Annotated in this window: 20 protein-coding genes and 1 tRNA gene; 8 read left to right on the plus strand and 13 right to left on the minus strand. The window is 56.5% G+C overall.

What is annotated here, in order from left to right; translation table 11 throughout:
- Positions 1-7: 7 nt before the first annotated feature.
- Positions 8-739 carry a HupE/UreJ family protein gene (locus R1T46_RS17840; RefSeq protein ID WP_407070114.1) on the minus strand — a complete coding sequence of 244 codons (732 nt, stop codon included), beginning with the start codon at positions 737-739 and terminating at the stop codon, positions 8-10.
- A gap of 69 nt (positions 740-808) precedes the next feature.
- Positions 809-1,234 carry a hypothetical protein gene (locus tag R1T46_RS17845; protein ID WP_317306400.1) on the minus strand — a complete coding sequence of 142 codons (426 nt, stop codon included), beginning with the start codon at positions 1,232-1,234 and terminating at the stop codon, positions 809-811.
- A gap of 87 nt (positions 1,235-1,321) precedes the next feature.
- On the opposite strand from R1T46_RS17845, the gene dmeF reads away from it, so the two are divergent.
- Positions 1,322-2,251: a CDF family Co(II)/Ni(II) efflux transporter DmeF gene (gene dmeF / locus R1T46_RS17850; RefSeq protein ID WP_317306401.1), complete on the plus strand. Its 930-nt coding sequence runs from the start codon at positions 1,322-1,324 to the stop codon at positions 2,249-2,251.
- Positions 2,252-2,282: 31 nt separating this feature from the next.
- Here the strand turns inward: dmeF and R1T46_RS17855 are convergent, their stop codons facing one another.
- Positions 2,283-2,561, minus strand: coding sequence for a metal-sensing transcriptional repressor (locus tag R1T46_RS17855; RefSeq protein ID WP_300499433.1), 279 nt, complete (start codon positions 2,559-2,561; stop codon positions 2,283-2,285).
- 554 nt (positions 2,562-3,115) lie between these two features.
- Between R1T46_RS17855 and R1T46_RS17860 the strand changes: the two genes are divergently transcribed.
- The 3 genes from R1T46_RS17860 to R1T46_RS17870 all read left to right on the plus strand — a co-directional run bounded on the left by R1T46_RS17860 (position 3,116) and on the right by R1T46_RS17870 (position 5,346).
- Positions 3,116-3,808, plus strand: coding sequence for a HupE/UreJ family protein (locus tag R1T46_RS17860; protein ID WP_407070115.1), 693 nt, complete (start codon positions 3,116-3,118; stop codon positions 3,806-3,808).
- A gap of 15 nt (positions 3,809-3,823) precedes the next feature.
- Entirely contained in the window at positions 3,824-4,513 is a 690-nt protein-coding gene (locus tag R1T46_RS17865) for a hypothetical protein (RefSeq protein WP_317306405.1), read from the plus strand.
- 179 nt (positions 4,514-4,692) lie between these two features.
- Complete coding sequence (locus tag R1T46_RS17870; RefSeq protein WP_317306407.1) at positions 4,693-5,346, plus strand: hypothetical protein; 654 nt, start codon at positions 4,693-4,695, stop codon at positions 5,344-5,346.
- 5 nt (positions 5,347-5,351) lie between these two features.
- On the opposite strand, the gene R1T46_RS17875 is transcribed toward R1T46_RS17870, so the two are convergent.
- Positions 5,352-5,975 (minus strand): L-threonylcarbamoyladenylate synthase, encoded by a 624-nt coding sequence (locus R1T46_RS17875; RefSeq protein WP_007151771.1) that lies wholly within the window; start codon positions 5,973-5,975, stop codon positions 5,352-5,354.
- Complete coding sequence (locus R1T46_RS17880; protein WP_317306409.1) at positions 5,972-6,316, minus strand: BolA family protein; 345 nt, start codon at positions 6,314-6,316, stop codon at positions 5,972-5,974. Before R1T46_RS17880 ends, R1T46_RS17875 begins: the two co-directional genes overlap by 4 nt.
- Before the next feature lie 123 nt (positions 6,317-6,439).
- Between R1T46_RS17880 and R1T46_RS17885 the strand changes: the two genes are divergently transcribed.
- The 4 genes from R1T46_RS17885 to R1T46_RS17900 all read left to right on the plus strand — a co-directional run bounded on the left by R1T46_RS17885 (position 6,440) and on the right by R1T46_RS17900 (position 13,685).
- Positions 6,440-8,605 (plus strand): DNA topoisomerase III, encoded by a 2,166-nt coding sequence (locus R1T46_RS17885; protein ID WP_317306410.1) that lies wholly within the window; start codon positions 6,440-6,442, stop codon positions 8,603-8,605.
- 114 nt (positions 8,606-8,719) lie between these two features.
- A complete protein-coding gene (locus R1T46_RS17890) occupies positions 8,720-9,445 on the plus strand; it encodes a response regulator transcription factor (RefSeq protein WP_075194521.1) in 726 nt (241 codons plus the stop codon).
- Between the two features lies 1 nt (position 9,446).
- A complete protein-coding gene (locus R1T46_RS17895) occupies positions 9,447-11,084 on the plus strand; it encodes a FecR domain-containing protein (RefSeq protein WP_317306412.1) in 1,638 nt (545 codons plus the stop codon).
- 33 nt (positions 11,085-11,117) lie between these two features.
- The gene (locus R1T46_RS17900) at positions 11,118-13,685 is read left to right on the plus strand and encodes a CHASE2 domain-containing protein (RefSeq protein WP_317306413.1); all 2,568 of its coding nucleotides are present in this window, start codon (positions 11,118-11,120) and stop codon (positions 13,683-13,685) included.
- Between the two features lie 46 nt (positions 13,686-13,731).
- Here R1T46_RS17900 and R1T46_RS17905 read toward each other — a convergent pair whose 3' ends face one another.
- From R1T46_RS17905 to R1T46_RS17940, 8 genes are all read right to left on the minus strand, one after another.
- Entirely contained in the window at positions 13,732-14,133 is a 402-nt protein-coding gene (locus R1T46_RS17905) for a fibronectin type III domain-containing protein (RefSeq protein WP_317306414.1), read from the minus strand.
- Positions 14,134-14,468: 335 nt separating this feature from the next.
- Positions 14,469-14,545, minus strand: a tRNA-Met gene (locus R1T46_RS17910).
- Positions 14,546-14,615: 70 nt separating this feature from the next.
- Entirely contained in the window at positions 14,616-15,293 is a 678-nt protein-coding gene (gene rnhB, locus R1T46_RS17915; protein WP_317306415.1) for a ribonuclease HII, read from the minus strand.
- Positions 15,290-16,477, minus strand: a complete 1,188-nt coding sequence (lpxB, locus tag R1T46_RS17920; protein ID WP_317308330.1) for a lipid-A-disaccharide synthase — start codon at positions 16,475-16,477, stop codon at positions 15,290-15,292. The genes rnhB and lpxB overlap by 4 nt, the downstream gene beginning before the upstream one ends.
- Before the next feature lie 22 nt (positions 16,478-16,499).
- On the minus strand, positions 16,500-17,291 hold the full coding sequence (gene lpxA, locus R1T46_RS17925) for an acyl-ACP--UDP-N-acetylglucosamine O-acyltransferase (RefSeq protein ID WP_317306416.1): 792 nt from the start codon (positions 17,289-17,291) through the stop codon (positions 16,500-16,502).
- A complete protein-coding gene (fabZ, locus tag R1T46_RS17930; RefSeq protein WP_317306417.1) occupies positions 17,291-17,728 on the minus strand; it encodes a 3-hydroxyacyl-ACP dehydratase FabZ in 438 nt (145 codons plus the stop codon). Before fabZ ends, lpxA begins: the two co-directional genes overlap by 1 nt.
- Before the next feature lie 11 nt (positions 17,729-17,739).
- Entirely contained in the window at positions 17,740-18,765 is a 1,026-nt protein-coding gene (lpxD, locus tag R1T46_RS17935; protein ID WP_317306418.1) for a UDP-3-O-(3-hydroxymyristoyl)glucosamine N-acyltransferase, read from the minus strand.
- Positions 18,766-18,815: 50 nt separating this feature from the next.
- Positions 18,816-19,313, minus strand: a complete 498-nt coding sequence (locus R1T46_RS17940; protein WP_317306419.1) for an OmpH family outer membrane protein — start codon at positions 19,311-19,313, stop codon at positions 18,816-18,818.
- Between the last annotated feature and the right edge of the window lie 12 nt (positions 19,314-19,325).

A 19,325-nucleotide genomic window follows, 5' to 3' on the forward strand; every position in this document is an offset into this window, starting at 1 on the left:
TAACTCCTCAGGAAACGGTGTACAGGCCGGTCAACTGATAACCCATCAGCATAAAACCGGCGCTCATCAACAGAACGTTGGCTGCAAGTGCCTGCCGGGGAAAAACATCCGTCCGGCGCCAGAAATTCATCGCGATCAGAATGATGCCCAGAGCCATCAACTGGCCAATCTCAACTCCGACATTAAACGCCAGAATGTTCGCCACCAGGCCATCCTCTGAAAGCGTGAAATCCTGAAGCTTCGTGGCCAGGCCGAACCCATGGAAAAATCCGAAAATCAGGACGGCGGCCTTGGTATTGGGCTGAAATCCGAACCAGCGGCGAAACGCACCAAGGTTATCCAGAGCCTTGTAGACCACGGAAAAGCCGATGATGGCATCCACCATATAGGCATTGACGTTGGTCTCACTGAGCACGCCGTAAAGAAGCGTGACACTGTGTCCAACCGCAAAAAGCGTGACGTAGATACCCACGTCTTTCATGCGGTAAAGAAAGAAGATGACACCTGCCAGGAACAGGAGGTGGTCGTAGCCGGTGACCATGTGTTTGGCCCCCAGATAGATAAAGGGCAGCAATTGTGCCCCGCTGGCCTGCTCAATGAACGTGGCATCGCCTGCTTCAACACCATGGGCAAAGAGCAGAGGAGAAAACATCAGGCCTACGAGCGCTGCCCCTAAAAGGTACAGCCAACGCACGCCAACGCCCACGCCTGTTCGGCGCGGAAACGGCATATGATTCATTCGGTGATCTCCGAAATATCGACAGAAATTTAGATAAAGACGCTGACGCGTCAGTTCTTAATGACGTTTTCAGGCTTTCGGAGGCCGATAAAGTGCGGATGTCTGCTCCGGCAGAGGAGACGGCGTTCTTTGAAGCACAGGCTTGTCCTGCCTGTGGAAAAGCGGCACTGCATCCAGCTTCAGGGGCACGTGCTTTTCGACTGCGCCAATCGCATGGAGTAGCAGGTGGTCCTGGTCCGTCATTTCAACTGTCGAAACATGGAGATGATCGAGAGAGGACGGATGGATATGCCCATGGTTCTGGACAAATTCTGCAAGAGATAGACTCTGTGATGCATCGTGAACGTTCTGATCTGAAGCCCAGGCAAGACGAAAAAGCATCATGAGTGACAGCATGGTCACCACAAAAATACGTCTGCCGGTGGAAAATTGGGCCTGGTTAATGAACACTTCGTATCCCGTTAGCGTCGATCTATTGGCAGGAAGACTATCCAAGTCCGGTCTGCTTTGCAAAGATGCGCATTTAAAGCGCCTAGAAGACCAACCTCGAACCATCCACTACTCTATTTCAGGAACTTGTCTATGCACCATGAACGACTCGACCATTGGCAACACGATCACGTCTTTGGTCAGGATCTGAAGCGCTCGGGCGAAACCCGAACACTCATCGTAGTGGGCATGACGCTGGCGATGATGGTCTGGGAGATTCTGGCCGGGATCGTCTATGGCTCCATGGCTTTGCTGGCCGATGGCCTGCACATGGGGTCGCACGCGGTGGCTCTGGGTATTGCGGCCTTCGCCTATGCGTACGCCAGGAAAAACGCAGGCAACACCCGCTTCTCTTTCGGGACGGGCAAGGTCAATGCGTTGGGTGGCTTTACCGGCGCGATTCTGCTGGCTGTCTTTGCACTCTACATGGTCATCGAGAGCGTTGGGCGTTTTATCCAGCCCGTCCCCATTTCTTTCGATGGGGCCATTTTTGTGGCCATCATTGGCCTGGTGGTCAACGGGTTATCAGCGTGGATACTGGGGGATGCAGGCCATGACCATGGTCACAGTCACGGGCATGATCACGGGCACCACCATCATCACCATGACCACAACCGCCGGGCCGCTTACCTGCATGTGCTTGCGGATGCGCTGACGTCAGTCCTTGCCATCGTTGCCCTCTTGGCGGGTAAGTATGCCGGGTGGAACTGGATGGACCCGATGATGGGGATTATCGGTGCGATTCTGGTAACCCGTTGGTCCTGGCATCTGCTGAAAGACACCTCAAAGGTCCTCCTTGACGAGCAACATCAGGATATGGAGGAAACCGTCAAACAGGCCGTCGAAGACGACGATGCCACAGTCAGTGATCTGCACGTATGGGCGATAGGCCCAAACATTCATGCGGCTATTGTCTCAGTCGTCTCGCACCAGCCCGAGTCGCCCACAGTCTATAAGGAGCGCATTCAGGCACAATGCCAGTCCCTGGTCCACGTGACAGTAGAGCCTCTCCGGTGTGATTAACGGGGAGAGCGCAGATCTGAGAGTAACGAGATCAAAGATACCGGGCGATTGCCTTGAATTCATCGACACGCCGCTGCTGCTCCGGCTCCAGCGGCCCGATGGAATCGTCCAGGCAATGCTCAATGTGGTCCTGTACCAATACGCGCTTGGCCTGTTGAATCGCCTTTTCCACGGCATGAAGCTGTTGGGCCAGTTCCAGGCAGGGTTTTCCCTGATCAATCATGCCAATCACGCTTTCAAGATGGCCGTTAGCCCTCTTCAGGCGTTTGATAATATTCGGGTGAGATTGATGCGTGTGATCATTTACCATTTTTAATTCCTATCCCCCGTGGGGGGATGGTATCCTCCGTTCTCGTTGAAATCCAACCACAGACTCGACGCGTTAGATTGATGATTTCGGCCATTCACCAGAGAAAACTGCTTCCAACGCTCGTCATACTCTTTGTATTGGTGGGCCTGTCACTGTCGGTGATTGGCGAGTCATTCTCTCATGGTGTGGCCAACTTGGCAGGCGATTGGAAATCGCAGTTTGACGGCCAACCGGGCAGTCATGGTGCGCATGGACACACCCACGGTTTTGACGAAGAGCCAGAGACATCATCAGTGCATCATGATGCTGGCAATCATACCCACGAGACCGTGGACCACCTCAGGGTTCCGTTTGTTTCCCAAAGCCTCACCGTTCTCCGGCAGCCCGTGCCCTTTGCCGGAGGTTCTCCCCGCAGTTTGCGCTATCGGCTTGAACGCCCTCCAAAAGCTCTCCTTTCCGCTTGATTCTTGCCGCTTGCGCGGCCCGAGAAAACACATTCGATTGGAGTCTTTATGTTGTCAAACTTGCCTGGCCGATGCCGTGGTGTGTCCTCAATGGGCACAGGTAACCGTCTACTCTGGATATTTCTGACACTGGGCTTGCTGGGTATGAGTACCGATGTGCTTGCCCACGCAGTCGCCCAGGGCGACAAGGGGTACATCCAGGAAATTACCGGGATAAACCTTATTTCGTTCATCTATCTGGGGGCCAAACACATGGTCACCGGCTATGACCACCTGCTGTTCCTGCTGGGTGTCATTTTCTTCCTCTACCAAATGAAGCACATCGCCATCTACGTGAGCCTGTTTGCTCTAGGGCATTCCACGACGATGCTGCTGGGGGTGTACTTCAACGTGGGCATCAACAGCTACATCATTGATGCGATTATCGGTCTGTCCATCGTCTACAAGGCACTGGACAACATCGGTGCCTATCAGCGTTGGTTTGGTTTCCAACCCAATACCAAGGCCGCCACGCTGATCTTCGGGTTCTTCCATGGCTTTGGTCTGTCCACCAAAATCATCGAATACGACATCTCACAGGACGGCCTGATTCCGAACCTCCTCGCCTTCAATGTGGGCGTGGAAATCGGACAGTTAATCGCCCTGGCCATGATCCTGATTGCCATCAGCTTCTGGCGAAAGACCGACGGTTTTTTCCGGCATGCCTACACCGCCAACGTGGCCATGATGAGCGCAGGTTTTCTGCTCTTTGGCTATCAGCTCACCGGTTACTTTGTCGCCTGATTCTGGAGATTTATTATGTACAACACCGATATACCCAACCGTGAAGAACTGCCCAGCACTGCCAAGCTGGCTCGATCAACCATCATTGCCGCTATTGTGGCGCTGTTTCTGCTGGCAACCGTGGTCATGCCCGCCGAATACGCCCTGGACCCAACCGGCGCAGGTCGCCTTTTGGGCCTGACTGAAATGGGCGAGATCAAGGAGCAGCTTGCTGAAGAAGCAGCCGCTGACGAGGCTGCCCAGATGGTTGCGGTGCAATCCTCGGTTGATCAGAAGACCCCGGAAGTCAAAGAACCTGTCGTGGATGAAGCCGTTGAGGAGCCAGCTCCCTCGCCTGAAGTAGAGGTTGCGCCTGCTGAGCCTGCGCCTGAACCAGAAATTGCGGAACCGCAGTGGCAGGATGAAGTACGCGTGGTTCTCACACCGGGAGAAGGCACTGAGTTCAAACTCACAATGGAGGAAGGTGCTACAGCCCGGTTCTCCTGGGTGTCTCAGGGTGGCCCTATCAACTTCGATACCCATGGTGATGGAGGCGGCCAGTCAATTTCTTACGAAAAAGGCCGGGGCGTTCCGGAAGATGAAGGCGAACTTGTGGCTGCATTCACCGGCAACCATGGCTGGTTTTTCCGAAACAGGAACGACAACAACATCACCCTCGTGCTGAGAACGAGTGGAGATTATGGCGAGTTGCGAAAAGCGTTATAAATCCGGGTGATCCTACCAAGGGAGGGCCGGTCTCGCGGACGGCCCTCCTGCCAACTCTTCAGGGTACTATACTAGAAGTGCACTGCAATAAGTCGCGATGGCCCGCTTTATGCTTACACCTCCCCTAGACACCAAAACCGTCAACATTTTCTCATTGGCCATGGGAGGGGACCAACGCCATGTCGCTACTCACATCGCTGATCAAAGCCAGCACCCAGTTCCAGCAGGCCATGGAAAAGAAACAGCCGGCGGCATCGGGCAATGCGGCACCAAAGCCCACAGCGCCGGAGGCGCCGGCCTCAGCAACTGATGACCGGTTCACCCTGTCCGAGCGGGCGAGTTTCGATACCGGCCACCCCAAGTCCACCCGATTGCAGATGGCGGAATACAAACAAACCGTCGGGCAGGACCTTGCCTATATGCGAGAAACGCTGCGGCATAAACTTGCCGAATACAAACTCAACCCGGCAACCAGTGCGGAAGTTTCGAAGAACGACGAAGGCAAGATCAGCGTTGGTGGTGGCATCCCAGAGGAAAGCCGTAGCCGTATCGAACAGGACCTGAACAACAGCAAGCCGTTCGGGGAGGCATTCAGCCGGCTCAGCGCCAGCGAGCCCACCCTGCATTTTGTGGACAACGCGCTCAAACTGAACAAGGCATACGGCGTGAACAATTCACTGCTGGACACCCTGGTCAGCGATAACCAACAATTCAACGGCCTGCAGGACCTGGCGCACCGCTACGACAGCCTGCGCAGAACCATTAATACCGATCAGGCGACCAACTACGCAGACCGCAAAAATTTCGCCCTGAGCCTCAACACCCGGGCCTGATTCCGCTAAATCCGGAAGGGCTCTGGGTCCCCTTTACCGACGCGAGTCACCTCCGGTGCATCCCCAGTCATGTTCACCACGGTGGTCGCCTCCAGGCCGCAAAAACCACCATCGATGATCAGATCCAGCTCGTGTTCCAGAGTTTCCCGGATGTCATAAGGGTCGGTCATCGGGTCCTCGTCACCCGGCAATATCAGAGTACTGCTCATGATGGGTTCGCCCAGTTCCGCCAGCAGCGCCTGCACAATCGCGTTGTCCGGCACCCGCATGCCAATGGTTTTACGCTTGGGGTGTAACAGACGGCGTGGTACTTCACTGGTGGCGTCCAGAATGAATGTGTAAGCCCCCGGCGTGAAGTTCTTGAGCAGCCGATACTGGGTGTTGTCGACCTTCGCGAACACGCCGATGTCCGAAAGGTCCCGGCACATCAGGGTGAAGTTGTGCTTGTCATCCAGGCGGCGAATGCGCTTTATCCGGTCCGCTGCCTGCTTGTCACCGAGGTGACAGCCAATGGCGTAGGCGGAATCGGTCGGATATACAATAACGCCTCCCTTGCGGAGAATATCCACGGCCTGGTTGATCAGCCGCTTCTGGGGCGTTTCCGGGTGAATCTGGAAGAACTGGCTCACTGGCCACCTCCGGATGCAAAGGCCGGATCATTCTTGGAGCCGCCCATGCAATTGGGAGAATCAGGCGCAGCCTGGCCGGACCTCTCCCACTCCTGTGGTGAATACACATGCAGCGCCAGGGCGTGGACGCCACCGGCCATTTCGTCCGCCAGTATTTTGTAGATGGCTTGGTGCCGCTTGACCTTACCCTGCCCCTCGAACTCTGAAGACACCAGAGTCACCTTGAAATGGGTTTCAGAATTCGGCGGCACGCTATGTTTGTGGCTCTCGTTTTCAACCATGAGGTGTTGGCTGTCGAAAGCGCTTGTCAGCTTTTGCTCAATGGCTTGTTGTGTGGACATAAACAGGCCTGCTCCTGATTGAATGTGTTATGGAACAGTCTACTACACCAAACGCTGTGTTACCTTGACAGGATACAGACAAAGCGCCATCTTCCATCCCCACCCGAAAACTGCTTCCGACTTATGCGCCTGTACATTGCTGAAAAACCAAGCCTGGGCCGGGCAATTGCTGCTGCCCTCCCCGCTCCCCATCAGAAGGGGAACGGATGGATTCGTTGCGGCGAAGGAAGCAACGCAAGCACCGTTAGCTGGTGCATCGGCCACCTATTGGAACCGGCGGAACCCGGCCAGTACGACCCGCGCTGGAAAAAATGGCGACAGGAAGATTTGCCTCTGTTTCCCGGGCGCTGGGAGGTGATGCCCAAGGACAGCGTACGCCAGCAGCTAAAGGTATTGGAGTCTCTGATCCGCAAGGCGGCGACCATTGTCCACGCCGGCGATCCGGACAGGGAAGGCCAACTGCTGGTGGACGAAGTCATCCGCTACACGGGTGCCACGTGCCCGGTGCAGAGAATCCTGATCAACGACCTGACTCCGGCGGCCGTGGCAAAGGCCATCCAGGCTCCCAAGGACAATCGTGAGTTTCGCCGCCTGTCCCATTCCGCCCTCGCCCGCCAGCGGGCGGACTGGCTCTACGGCATTAATCTTACCCGTTTCTATACCCTGTCCTACCAGCAGCAGGGCCAGCAGGGCGTGTATTCCGTCGGCCGTGTACAAACCCCGGTGCTCGGATTGGTGGTGGCTCGGGACACCACCATTGAGAACTTCCAGCCGAAACCTTTTTTCCGCGTTCAGGCGACGTGCCACGCGGTGGATGAGGAATCGGACCAGCAATCGTTTACGGCACGCTGGCAACCCTCGGAAGCATACCGGGAATACCTGGATGAGGAAGACCGTTTATTGGACAGCGATGTGGCCAGGCAGATCGCCGAGGCCGTAGAAGGACGGCCCGGCAAAGTTACGGAATCCCGTTTCCGCGACAGGAACGAAGCGCCACCCCTGCCATTTTCACTCTCTGCCCTGCAGATCGAGGCGGGACGACTGTTCCGCATGGGCGCGAAAGACGTATTGGACACCGCCCAGAACCTGTACGAACGCCATCAGTTGATTACCTATCCCCGTTCGGACTGTCGTTATCTGCCGGAAGGACATTTTGACCAGCGCCAGAGTGTGGTGCACGCCATTGGCAATGTCGCCGGCGAACTGGCGACAGCCTGCGAGGCGACGGATCTGAACCGCCGCACCGAAGCCTGGAATGACAAGAAGGTGGATGCCCACCACGCTATCATCCCTACGGCCAGAAAGGCGCCCAATGGACGTCTGAGCGAAGCTGAGAGGAACATTTACGAACTGATCAGCCGGTATTACCTGATGCAGTTCAGCGCCGACGCCATTCACCGGGAAGGCAAGTTAACTGTCGGGATTGGCGAACACGCGTTCAGGGCGACAGAAACCGCTGTTCTTCAGCCGGGTTGGAAAACCCTGGAAATTCGCCAGCGGGAAAGCCGACAGGAGGCCGCCAAAGCGCCCCTCCCCCGCCTGGAGAACGGTGACCCCATACTCTGTGACTCGGTGGACATCGCCGAGCGCAAAACCCAGCCACCCCAATACTTCACCGACGCCACGCTGCTGTCAGCGATGACCAATATCGCTCGCTTTGTCAGCGATCCAGAGCTTCGCAAAACCCTGCGTGAGACCGATGGGCTGGGCACTGAGGCCACGCGGGCGGCGATCATTGATACCCTGTTCCGGCGCGACTATCTATACCGGGACAAGCGCCACATCCGGTCAACGCCGAAGGGAAAGGCGTTGATTGATTCATTGCCGGAATCCGTCAGCAAGCCGGATATGACGGCCATCTGGGAAGCCACCCTGGAAAGTATTCGCCGCGGTGAGGGCAATCCCAAGCAGTTTATTGCAGACCTGAAAGAACAGATACGCGGGTTCATCAATACCCCAGAGCAGGAAGCCAAGACAGCCCCACCAGGCGAGGGGCAGCCGCACTGCCCCAAGTGCCGAGCTCCCATGCGCCAGCGCGAGGGCAAGTTTGGTGCCTTCCATGCCTGCACCCGCTTTCCGGACTGCAAAGGCACACGGCCCATTGAGGACCAGTCGCCGGCGGATGGCACGGGAGAAAAACCCATTCCCTGCCCGCACTGTTTTTCGCCCCTGGTGCGCAGACAAGGCAAAAAAGGCTGGTTCTGGGGCTGCAGTAATTTCCCCGGCTGCCGACAAACACTGGATGACGACAACGGAAAGCCTGCGATCCGTTTACGCAACACTACATAACGACACTGAAGCGAAATTGCGGATTTGTAATAATATGAAGCGGAATTCAATACCCATTCCCCGCCGTCGGCCGGGAAGCCTGAATATGACAAATTTGATGTCGGGAGACGTTTGATGCGAATTGCCCTGCTTGAGGACGAACATGAACAGGCTCAGCACATTCAGTCTGTGTTGTCCGAGCGCGGGCACCACTGCGACAGTTTTCCGTCAGGCCAGGCATTTCTGAGCGCGGTCCTTCACCGCAGCTATGATCTGCTGGTGATGGATTGGCAAATACCCGACATGACCGGGATTGAGGTTCTGGAAAGCGTACGTGCGCAGTTGAACTGGCAGATTCCGGTGGTGTTTCTCACCCAGCGCGACAGCGAGACGGACATCGTACGTGCGCTGGATGCTGGTGCTGACGACTACCTCGCCAAACCCGCTCGCGAGGCAGAACTGGTGGCGCGCATCAATGCATTGGCACGTCGCACCAGCCCCGATACCGAAAAAGAATCGTTGCAGTACGGCCCTTTCGAGATCAATACCCAGCTTCGGACCATTGCGCTTCACGGCAACGTGCTGACGCTGACCGACAAGGATTTTGACCTGACCCTGTTCCTGTTCCAGAACCAGGGCCGGCTACTGACCCGCGAGATGCTGCTTGAGCGGGTATGGGGACTGGCGAAAGACATCAATACCCGTACCGTGGACACGCACATGAGCCGGCTTCGCCGCAGACTGGGCCTTAATCCCGAAAACGGCTTCCGCATCAAGACCATTTACCAGCGCGGCTATCGTCTTGAGGCCATGAAAGCCTCTGGCCCGGATGAGAACGTACCGGTCATGGAACAAGCCTGACATGAGTCAATGCGTCACCCTGCGAACGTTCACCGGTTTGCTGCTCCTAATCAGCTCCCTGGCGGCGTTGCCAGTACAGGCGGAACTTTCGGTCACCCGGGGCTCCCAGGCGGCCACTGCTACCCCTGAATCCAATGCGACGCCGGAGTGGATCTATACGGTACGACCCGGTGAACATTTTGCGGAGATCGCTGACGCATTGTTGTCCAAGGATATTCCCGCCATTCGCCTGCTACAGCATAACGGCATCGATAACCCCGCCAAGGTGGGCAGTGGAGACAACCTGAGAATTCCCCTTGCCTGGCTTCAGCGCCAACCCAACCCTGCGCGGGTCAACTCGGTGACCGGGTCGGTGCAACTGATTTCCGGTAGTGACGGCACCAAACGCCCCCTGACCAGCGATTCCCTGATTCGGGTGGGTGATGAAATCCGGTCACAGGCTGGCACGGCAACCATCGAACTTGCTGACGGCTCTGTAGTGCGGATATCACCGCATTCCCGCCTCGCCTTCAATCGCCTGACGCAGTATGGGAAGTCCGGCATGGTGGACACCCGCCTGCGCCTCAATCAGGGCGAAATTGAAACCCAGGTGAAACCCGTGATCGAGGGCGGTTCACGTTTTGAGATCGAAACACCCTCCGCGGTGGCGGCGGTCAGGGGCACCATGTTTACCCTCAGGACTGCGCCCGGCATGACCGATCTACGGGTTACCGAGGGCGAGGTATCGTTTGGCCCGCCGGGGCAAACACGCCGGATTCCAGCTGGTTATAGCGCCAGCGTTTCAACCGCAGGTGTGGGCAGAATGAGCATCCGCCGCCTGCCCCCAGCTCCGGAGATTAACCCCCTGCCGCAGCAGTTGAAGCAACTTCCTGCACAGTTGAGCTGGACGCCCAACGGAGCCAACAGCCATCGCGTGGATATCTTTGATGCCGAGTCCGGCCGCTGGATTAACAGCAACGAAGTCAGCGACAATGATTTCGATATTAACCTGCTGGACAATGGCCGCTACGAGATTCACCTTGCCGCCATCGACAATCGTGGCATGGCTGGCATGCCCGGCGTCATGTCTTTCGAAGTCGATCTACAGGCCCGGACTGCCGCACTGGAACAACCGGAACCAGGCGCGACCGTTAACGACGACATGCCCGAGTTCCGATGGCGGTTGCGCGGCGAAAACGAAGTCGCCCGAGTGGAAATTGCGGAGGACAAAGACTTTGGAAACACGATTGCCACCAGCGAGTGGGCGCCTGATGAAAGCGCGCTGCCTTCTCGACCACTGACACCGGGACAATACTACTGGCGGGTGGTCACCGAGGCCGGCGGCAATTCTGTGGCCACGAGTGAGGCACGCTCGCTGGTCGTGAACGGGACCTTGCCACCGGTTCGCATCATCAGTGTCAACTACGTCGATAGCCAGGTAAGGGTATTCTGGCAGAAGGTGGATACTGCAACCGATTATCGCCTGCAGCTGTCTGAAGAACCGGGATTTAACAACATCATCAAAGAGGCTACGCTGTCGGATACCACTGCGGCCTTGCGCCTCATTCCCGGAAGACGGTATTTTGTTCGCCTGAAAGCCCTCTCTGACGGTCCGCTCGAAAGCCGGTGGGGACCAGGGAGGGAATTGTTTCTGGAATAACCCACAATTTCCTGATACCCGACAGCAGGCCCCATGACCCGGAACTGGTTTCCCATTAAAACAACACCTTGGACGCTGGGCCTGCCACTACTGACATTTTTGCTACTGTTCCAGACGACCTCTGCTCCAGAGCGCCTGGACTTCTGGCTTTACGACACCCTTATCACCGCAACACCCGCAGAACCGGCCGATGACGTCGTTGTTATCGCCATTGACGAACTGAGCATGGATCGCCTGGGGCGCTGGCCCTGGCCACGGACAACCCATGCACAGCTCATTGAGAAACTCCATCAGGCCGGCGCCAAAACGATTGTCTTCGACATCCTGTTCCCCGAACCATCGCCGGCAGACCAGGCAATGGCCAACGCCATGCAGAAACACGGCAACGTCATCCTGCCGCTTCATCTGTCGCCGCCCTCCCGGCACTACCTGATCAGCGAACAACTTCCCGCCCCTGCGTTGGCGTCCGCAGCTGCAACGCTTGGGCACGCCCACGTGGAGCTTGACGAAGACGGCTTGGCGCGAGGACTTTATCTGTTCAATGGCCTGGGTGATCAGCTATGGCCCAGCCTGGCACTGGCGGCCTCTGATACACCGTCACCGGGCCCGGAAATATCCAGTGTGCCGCCCTACACAAACGTCAGACAGCACTACCGCGCCATTCCAATGGCTGGTGGTGCCGGGACGCTGCCTTCCCACTCCTATACCAAGGTGCTTGATGGGCAATTCGCAAAGGATGCTTTCAAAGGGCAAACCGTGTTTGTGGGAGCAACCGCACCGGGCTTTGGCGACATCCTGCCCACCCCGTTTTCGGGCCTCAAACAGCCCATGTCCGGCGTTGAGTTCCACGCCAACAGCTATTCCGCATTGGTGAAAGACGAATTGATATCACGGGTATCGAAGCCTATTGCGATTGGTCTCGCCGTTTTTATCATCGCTCTATTGTCGTTCACCCTACCCCGCATGCGACCGGCACGTAGTATTTTGCTCTGTTTGACTAGCCTCGGCTTATTGGCTCTTCTGCATGCGCTGCTGTTGGTCGGAGCCAAGCTCTGGCTACCGATCTCCCACGCCATCGTGATTCCCCTGCTGGCGCTGCCCGTATCCAGCGCACTACGGCTGGCCATGACCAACAGCTTCCTCAACCGGCAGCTTGACGAGCTTGCCCGCGGGCCCACCATGACCCTCGAAGAGCCGTCACTGAGGCACCCACCGCAACTGCTCAGCCATTTCCAGGCCCTGCTTCAACCAGAGGGCTGGTTGTTGGCTGAAGGCGGTGAGGTGATCACGTCGTCTGGCCTGACCTCCGGCGATATCCCTCCACTGGAAACTCCCGGCCACTGGCATCACATTGAGGGCCAGAGTTGGATCGGCCTGGTACGCAATGGCGTAACCTACAAAATCGGGCTCAAACTGCCTAATAACCTGAGTCGGGAGGCGACCCAGCGTTACCTCCGCCGTTTGCCGCTGTCCAGCCCCCCTTCGCAGGCGCCCAAACCGGGGCCACGGGAAAACATCTCAGCCCGAATCGAGCGAGTACGCGTGGCGACCGAGCGCATGAGTCAGATGCAGAGGTTTATCAGGCGCAGCTTCGAACGCATGCCGGACGGCATTATCGTAACCGACGAGTTAGGCGTTATCCGCTTTGCCAACGGCCACATTGAAGAATGGTTTCGTGAACCCATGCCAAGCCTTAGCGGCCTGCCCCTGGCCAGACTTCTGGAGGGACATGACCCACGGGACAATCCGCCCTGGCATGAAACCGTCTCGGAAACCCTTACGCTGGCCCAGAGCCGCACCGTGGACCTACGGATTCGAAATAAGGATTTCCTGATTCACTTCGCACCGTTCGCACTTCCCGACAGCGATCAAAATGGCATTATCGCCAACATATCGGACATCTCGGAGCTCAGGGAACAGCAGCGACAACACCGGGAGGCCATCGACTTCATTTCCCACGATGTTCGCTCACCGCTGGTTTCCCAACTTGCATTGATCGAACAGCTCAAGCGGAATCGTGGCCATATCGAGCCGGAACAGCTCGACCAACTGGGCCGGCTAGCGAAACGAAGCTATCACCTTGCCGAAGAATTCGTGCAGCTTGCCAGGGCCGAACAGCTGACTGAGACCCGATTTTACGAATGCGAATTTTTGGCCATCGTCGAGAACGCCCGCGACAGCGTCAGCGAGCAGGCCGCCGAGAAAAGCATTCAGCTATTACTTCAGGGAACCGAGGATTTATGGCTGAAAGGAAATGCAGAACTGCTTGAACGCACCGTGATCAATCTGTTGACCAATGCCGTGCAGTACAGCCCCTCCGGCTCGATCGTCAATATCCAGGTCTTTCAGGCGGGCCACCAAGCATGCCTTACCGTAACCGACGAGGGAGAAGGCATTGCTCCCGAAGAGATTCCCTACTTGTTTGACCGTTATCAGCGCAAGAAAAGCAGTGAGATTTCCGGCAACCATGGCACGGGCCTTGGGCTGTCGTTTGTGAACGTTGTGGTCGAAAAGCATCGCGGTGAAATCACCCTTCGCTCGCGCCCCGGAGAAGGGTCGGCCTTTACTCTAAAACTGCCGGTAACGCACCCACTGGGCTAAGGGCCAGGCAGTACCGATACTCCAGATCAGACATACGCAGCCCGAGTTAGATGGTTTTACTGACCGGTGCTGATGGCGCACTCATCAAACCATCGGCATCTTCCACTTGGATGGTGAAGTACCAGGTGCCATCGTCCAGGTTATCAAAGATGTATTCCATGGTTCCGGCATCGCCAATCCGCACCGTTTCGGAAAGCCTTTCTGGGTTCTGGCCATAGTTGATGACGTAGCCGGACAACTCGCCCATCTTGATGCCATCACCGTTCGCTCGAGTTGACGGAGCGTTCCAGCTCAGCGACGCCGAACGCTCGAAGATCCCTGACGGGGAACCTTGCGCGACACCTTCCCTGCTGGAACTCCCTGACGAATCGCCACCACATCCCGTAATCACAACTCCTACAAAAAACGCGGCTATACATTTTTGTGACATTTTAATGACGCGATTCATAGTTTTTTTCACCAATACTTCGTCTATTTGGGAAATTATACAAAGCGGCGGCGAGTATCGATGTGAATGGCATCATCATACCAGTTAAAAAACTGTCAATTTTTCGACAAGAAACGGTAATAAAATTGCAAAATGCCTCAAAACACTTGGATCTGCAGGCAAGTTTTTGCCCGACGCACCAACCTTGAGCGATGCTTTCGGTACCAAGGCATTAGATTTGAAGCAAGCTAATGGAAGGGAGTTGCAAAAAGGTAGAAAAATGTGCGAGCGGAATTCAGTACTGAAACAAGTAAAACAGACACAAAAAAGCCGGTCAAAGACCGGCTTTTTATAAGTGGTAGCGGGGGCAGGATTCGAACCTACGACCTTCGGGTTATGAGCCCGACGAGCTACCAGACTGCTCCACCCCGCATCAAACTGGTTGTTTACCGGGGCCTACCCCGATCAACGTGCGCGTATACTAAGGATTTGACCGGAAACTGTCAATCGATATTTTCAAACAAATCGGCGGGATATTGCAGTTCCTGATCCTCGGCACGGCTGTACAAGCCCACGGCATCAATCGCGTCCTGAACCGGGCGAAATGAGCGACGATGGTGGGCGGTTGCGCCCAATCTACCGAGCGCTTCGAGGTGTACCGGGGTGGGATAGCCCTTGTGGCTGGCAAAGCCGTACTCAGGGAATTCTTCATGGAGCACGACCATCTCCCTGTCCCGAGTTACTTTGGCGATAATGGACGCAGCACTGATGGCTTCCACCCGGCTGTCGCCCTTCACCACTGGCTCCGAGGCCCAGCGCCATCCGGGACAGCGGTTACCGTCCACCAGCACATATTCCGGAGCGACATGCAGGCCCGCCACGGCACGCTCCATAGCCACCATAGTTGCCTGGAATATGTTCAGCCTGTCGATCTCACCGGCTTCACAGCGCCCCAGGCTCCAGGAGGCTGCGTGCTCGATGATCTGTTCGTAAAGAACCTCACGGCGCTTGTCCGTCAGCTTCTTCGAATCCGCCAGGCCCGGTATTGGCCTTTCCGGATCCAAAATAACGGCAGCAGTGACGACAGCCCCCACCAGCGGCCCTCGTCCCACCTCATCCACACCGGCTAATAGCCGCCCCCTGTATTGGCACTCAAACGGCGGTAAAGGGCGCTTGCTCATAGTGCCCCGCCTTCTTCTATTAATGCAGAAACGGCTGCAGCAGACTGCTCGTCGGCCCCCTGTCGCAGCTGTTCGTGCAATTGTGAAAAAGCGGCTGTCAGACGGGCGCGTTCGGATTCATTTTCAAGACGCTCAAGCACGGCTTCTCCGAGAGACTCGGGCGAAGCATTATCCTGCAATAGCTCCGGAACCAGTTGCTCCTTGGCCAGCAGGTTTGGCAAGGCCACATAAGGCACCTTGACCAGCCTTGAGACCAATGCATAGCTGACACGACTCAACCGGTAACCCACCACCATGGGCTTCTTCAGCAACATGGCTTCCAGAGTGGCGGTTCCGGACGCCAGCAATACCACGTCGGACGATGCCATCACTTCTCGGGAACGGCCCCGCACAATGGTCACCGCCAGTTTCACGTCCAGAGCTTCCACCAGTGCCCGAACCTGCTTTTCCCGCTCCCGGTTTACGCACGGAATCACCAGTTGCAGATCTGGACGCCTGCCCTGGATCCAACGGGCGGCTTCCAGAAAAAGAGTTCCCAGGCGCTCCACTTCTCCGCCCCGGCTCCCCGGAAGAATGGCCAGCACCGGCGCATCTTGCAGAAGCCCCAGGGACTGACGGGCACCGGCTGTGTCAGGCATCATTGGAATGCGGTCCGCCAAGGGGTGCCCTACAAAGGCCACGGGCACGCTGTGCTCTTCGTAGAAACGGGCCTCAAACGGGAACAGGGTAAGCATAAGGTTGACGGATTTGGCGATCGTGAAGATCCGCTTCTGCCGCCATGCCCAGACGGACGGGCTGACATAATGGGCGGTCGGAATACCGGCATCACGACACCTGCGCTCAATGCCCAGGGTAAAGTCCGGGGAGTCGATACCAATGACGACGTCCGGCGGTGTCGCCAGCAGGTAGTTCATCAGCCGCGCGCGAATATCGAACAGCTCCCGTATTCGCCCGAGCACCTCGACGAGCCCCATCACCGATAGCCGTTCCATAGGAACGAGAGAGTGGAAGCCTTCCGCGATCATTTCATCGCCACCAATACCGACAAACCGCGCGTTCGGATACCTGAGGCGCAGGGAACGGATCAGACCAGCGCCAAGGATATCCCCTGACGCCTCTCCGGCCACGATGGCAAAAGTCACTTTGCGGGTGCTGACAACAACAGAGCTTTCGTGATGGTCCATCACCGGGGCGTCCACTTCCTGGTTAGCGGATGATGCCGCGGTCAGCGCCACGAAGGGAATCGATCAGGGGTTTTACTTCAGAAATATCGGAATAGGCCTTTTCCAGCTCTTCAACGGCTTGCTCCGTGGTCAGCCCCTGGCGATAGATAACCTTGTAAGCCCGGCGGAGAGCCAGCAACACGTCCTTGCTGAAACCACGGCGGCGCAAACCTTCTACATTCATACCAAACGGCTGCGCGGATTGCCCGCTTGCCATGATATACGCAGGGATGTCTTTCAGCACAATGCTGCCACCAGCGCTCATGCTGTGGGTTCCTATATGACAGAATTGATGAACCATGGTGCCACCGCCCAGGATGGCAAAATCGCCCACGGACACATGGCCTGCCAGCGTAGCGCAGTTGGCAAGGATCGTATTGTTACCAATGACACAGTCATGCGCCACATGAACGTAGGCCATCAGCAGGTTGCCATTGCCGATACGGGTTTCTCCGCGATCCTGAACCGTACCTCGATGAACGGTGCAGTTCTCACGGATGATATTGTCATCACCGATGACCAGAGTGGTCGGCTCACCTGCGTATTTCTTGTCCTGGCACTCCTCACCAACGCTGGAAAACTGGAATATGCGGTTGTTACGGCCAACTTTCGTGGGGCCTTTGATCACAACGTGAGACATAATCTCGGTGCCTTCACCGATCTCCACGTCCGGGCCAATGTAACTCCATGGGCCAACCGTAACGTCGTCTGCAAGCTTGGCAGAAGAGTCCACAATCGCCTGAGGATGGACTCCCGACCATTCTTTTGTCGCCATCAAACTTCTCTCTCAGCGGTCAATATTTCTGCCACACAGACGACTTCATCATCAACCAGTGCGCGGCACTCGAATTTATAGATTCCACGCTTTCCGGAAATAACCTGTGACTCCATGTACAGTCTGTCCCCCGGCACCACGGGGCGCTTGAAACGCGCTTTGCTGGAACCAGCAAGGTATTGTACCACGCCGTCTGAGGGTTTCCGGCCAACCGTCACAAAGCCGAGAATACCTGATAGCTGCGCCATAGCCTCAATAATCAGAACGCCTGGCATGATCGGATTGTTGGGGAAATGCCCCGTGAAGAACGGCTCATTAAGGGAAATGTTCTTATACCCCTTGATGAATTGTCCCTTTTCTACCTCGGTTACCCGATCAACCAGCAAAAACGGGTAGCGATGGGGTAGGTATTCCATGATTTCATCAATGTACATCATCAGTATCGGCCTCAGCCTTCCATTTTCTTTTCCAGTTCTTTAAGCCGACGCGCCAAGGCATCAAGCTGACGAAAACGCACGGCATTTTTACGCCATTGCCGATTGCTATCGGCGCTGGTTCCCGACGAATACACGCCCGGCTCCCGAATGTCACCCGTCACCAGAGTCATGCCGGTCAAGTGTACCTGATCCGCAATATTCAGATGCCCCGCCACGCCTGACGCACCCCCAAAGACACAGTGGCTTCCGATACGGGTGCTGCCGGCAATACCAACCATTGCTGCCATGGCGCTGTGGTCGCCGATACTGACGTTGTGCGCAATCTGAATCAGGTTATCAAGTTTCACCCCATCACCAATGACCGTGTCGTCGAGCGCTCCCCGATCAATAGTGGTGTTTGCACCCACTTCAACATCATCCCCCAGAATGACCCGGCCAAGCTGGGCTATGCGATGCCAAGCGCCCTTTTCATTGGCAAACCCGAAACCGTCGGAACCAATGACCGCACCACTGAGGATATGGCAACGCTTACCCACAACGATATCGTGGGCGAGGGTTACCCGTGGACGCAGTATAGACTGTTCGCTAATCTGGCACCGGGCGCCGATAACACAGCCAGCGCCCACGACGACGTTTTCGCCTACGAAGGCCCCGGCTTCAACAACAGCCTGCGGCCCTATGCAAGCCGTATCAGACACGAATGCAGAGGACGCCACGACAGCCGACGGGTGAATACCTGGCGTCGCAACCGGCGCAGGATCAAACCAATGGCTCAGGCGAGCATAGCCGAGGTAGGGGTTATCCAGTAATAAGGCATTGGTAGGACACTGGTCCGCAATCGACGGCGAGATTATAACCGCTGAAGCGCTGGTCTCCGCCAAGTAGCGTCCGTACGACGGATTGGCCAGGAAGGCTATCTGGCCCGGAGAGGCCGCCTGAAGCGTCGCAAGCCCGTTGATTTCCGTATCGGGATTGCCCTTGAGCTCCGCGCCAAGCTCAGAAGCAATGTCGCCCAGCCGGTACGAACGCTTTGTCATTGTCAGCTCCACAAGGTTTATCCGGGCTGGCCATTATCCGGCCCGCGGTATCAGCGGTCCAGTTTCTCTAGCAACTCTTCTGTCAGATTCATTTCCGGCTTGACATACACTACCGCCTCACTGGGCAGGATCATGTCGAGGTTGTTCTCTTCCAGAAGCTCCTTAACCGCCGCGTCTACCTCTGGACGGGCTTCTTCGAGGAACTGTTGCTTGCGATTGGCCACCGTGGAGTCCAGGCGCTGCTTAAGGAAATTGAATTCCTTTACCTTCTCCTGAAACTCAGCCGCCATCTGTTGGCGCTCGGCGTCATTCATCATGGCACCATCTTTCTCAAGACGCTCCTTGAGCTTGCGGGCGGCATCCTGGGCTTCACGCACCTTGGCTTCCTCGCCCGCAAAATCCTTCTGCAGTGTCTCGCTGAACGCCCGCGCATCGCTGGACGAGAACAAGGCCTGACGAAGATCAACCACGCCTATCCTGGTTTCGGCTGCAGCAGGTAATGCGACCAGTAGCGCTGCCAGGACCGCTGCAACGGAAAATCGGAACATGTTATTTCTCCT

The organism is Marinobacter salarius (genome assembly GCF_032922745.1).
Classification (GTDB): domain Bacteria; phylum Pseudomonadota; class Gammaproteobacteria; order Pseudomonadales; family Oleiphilaceae; genus Marinobacter.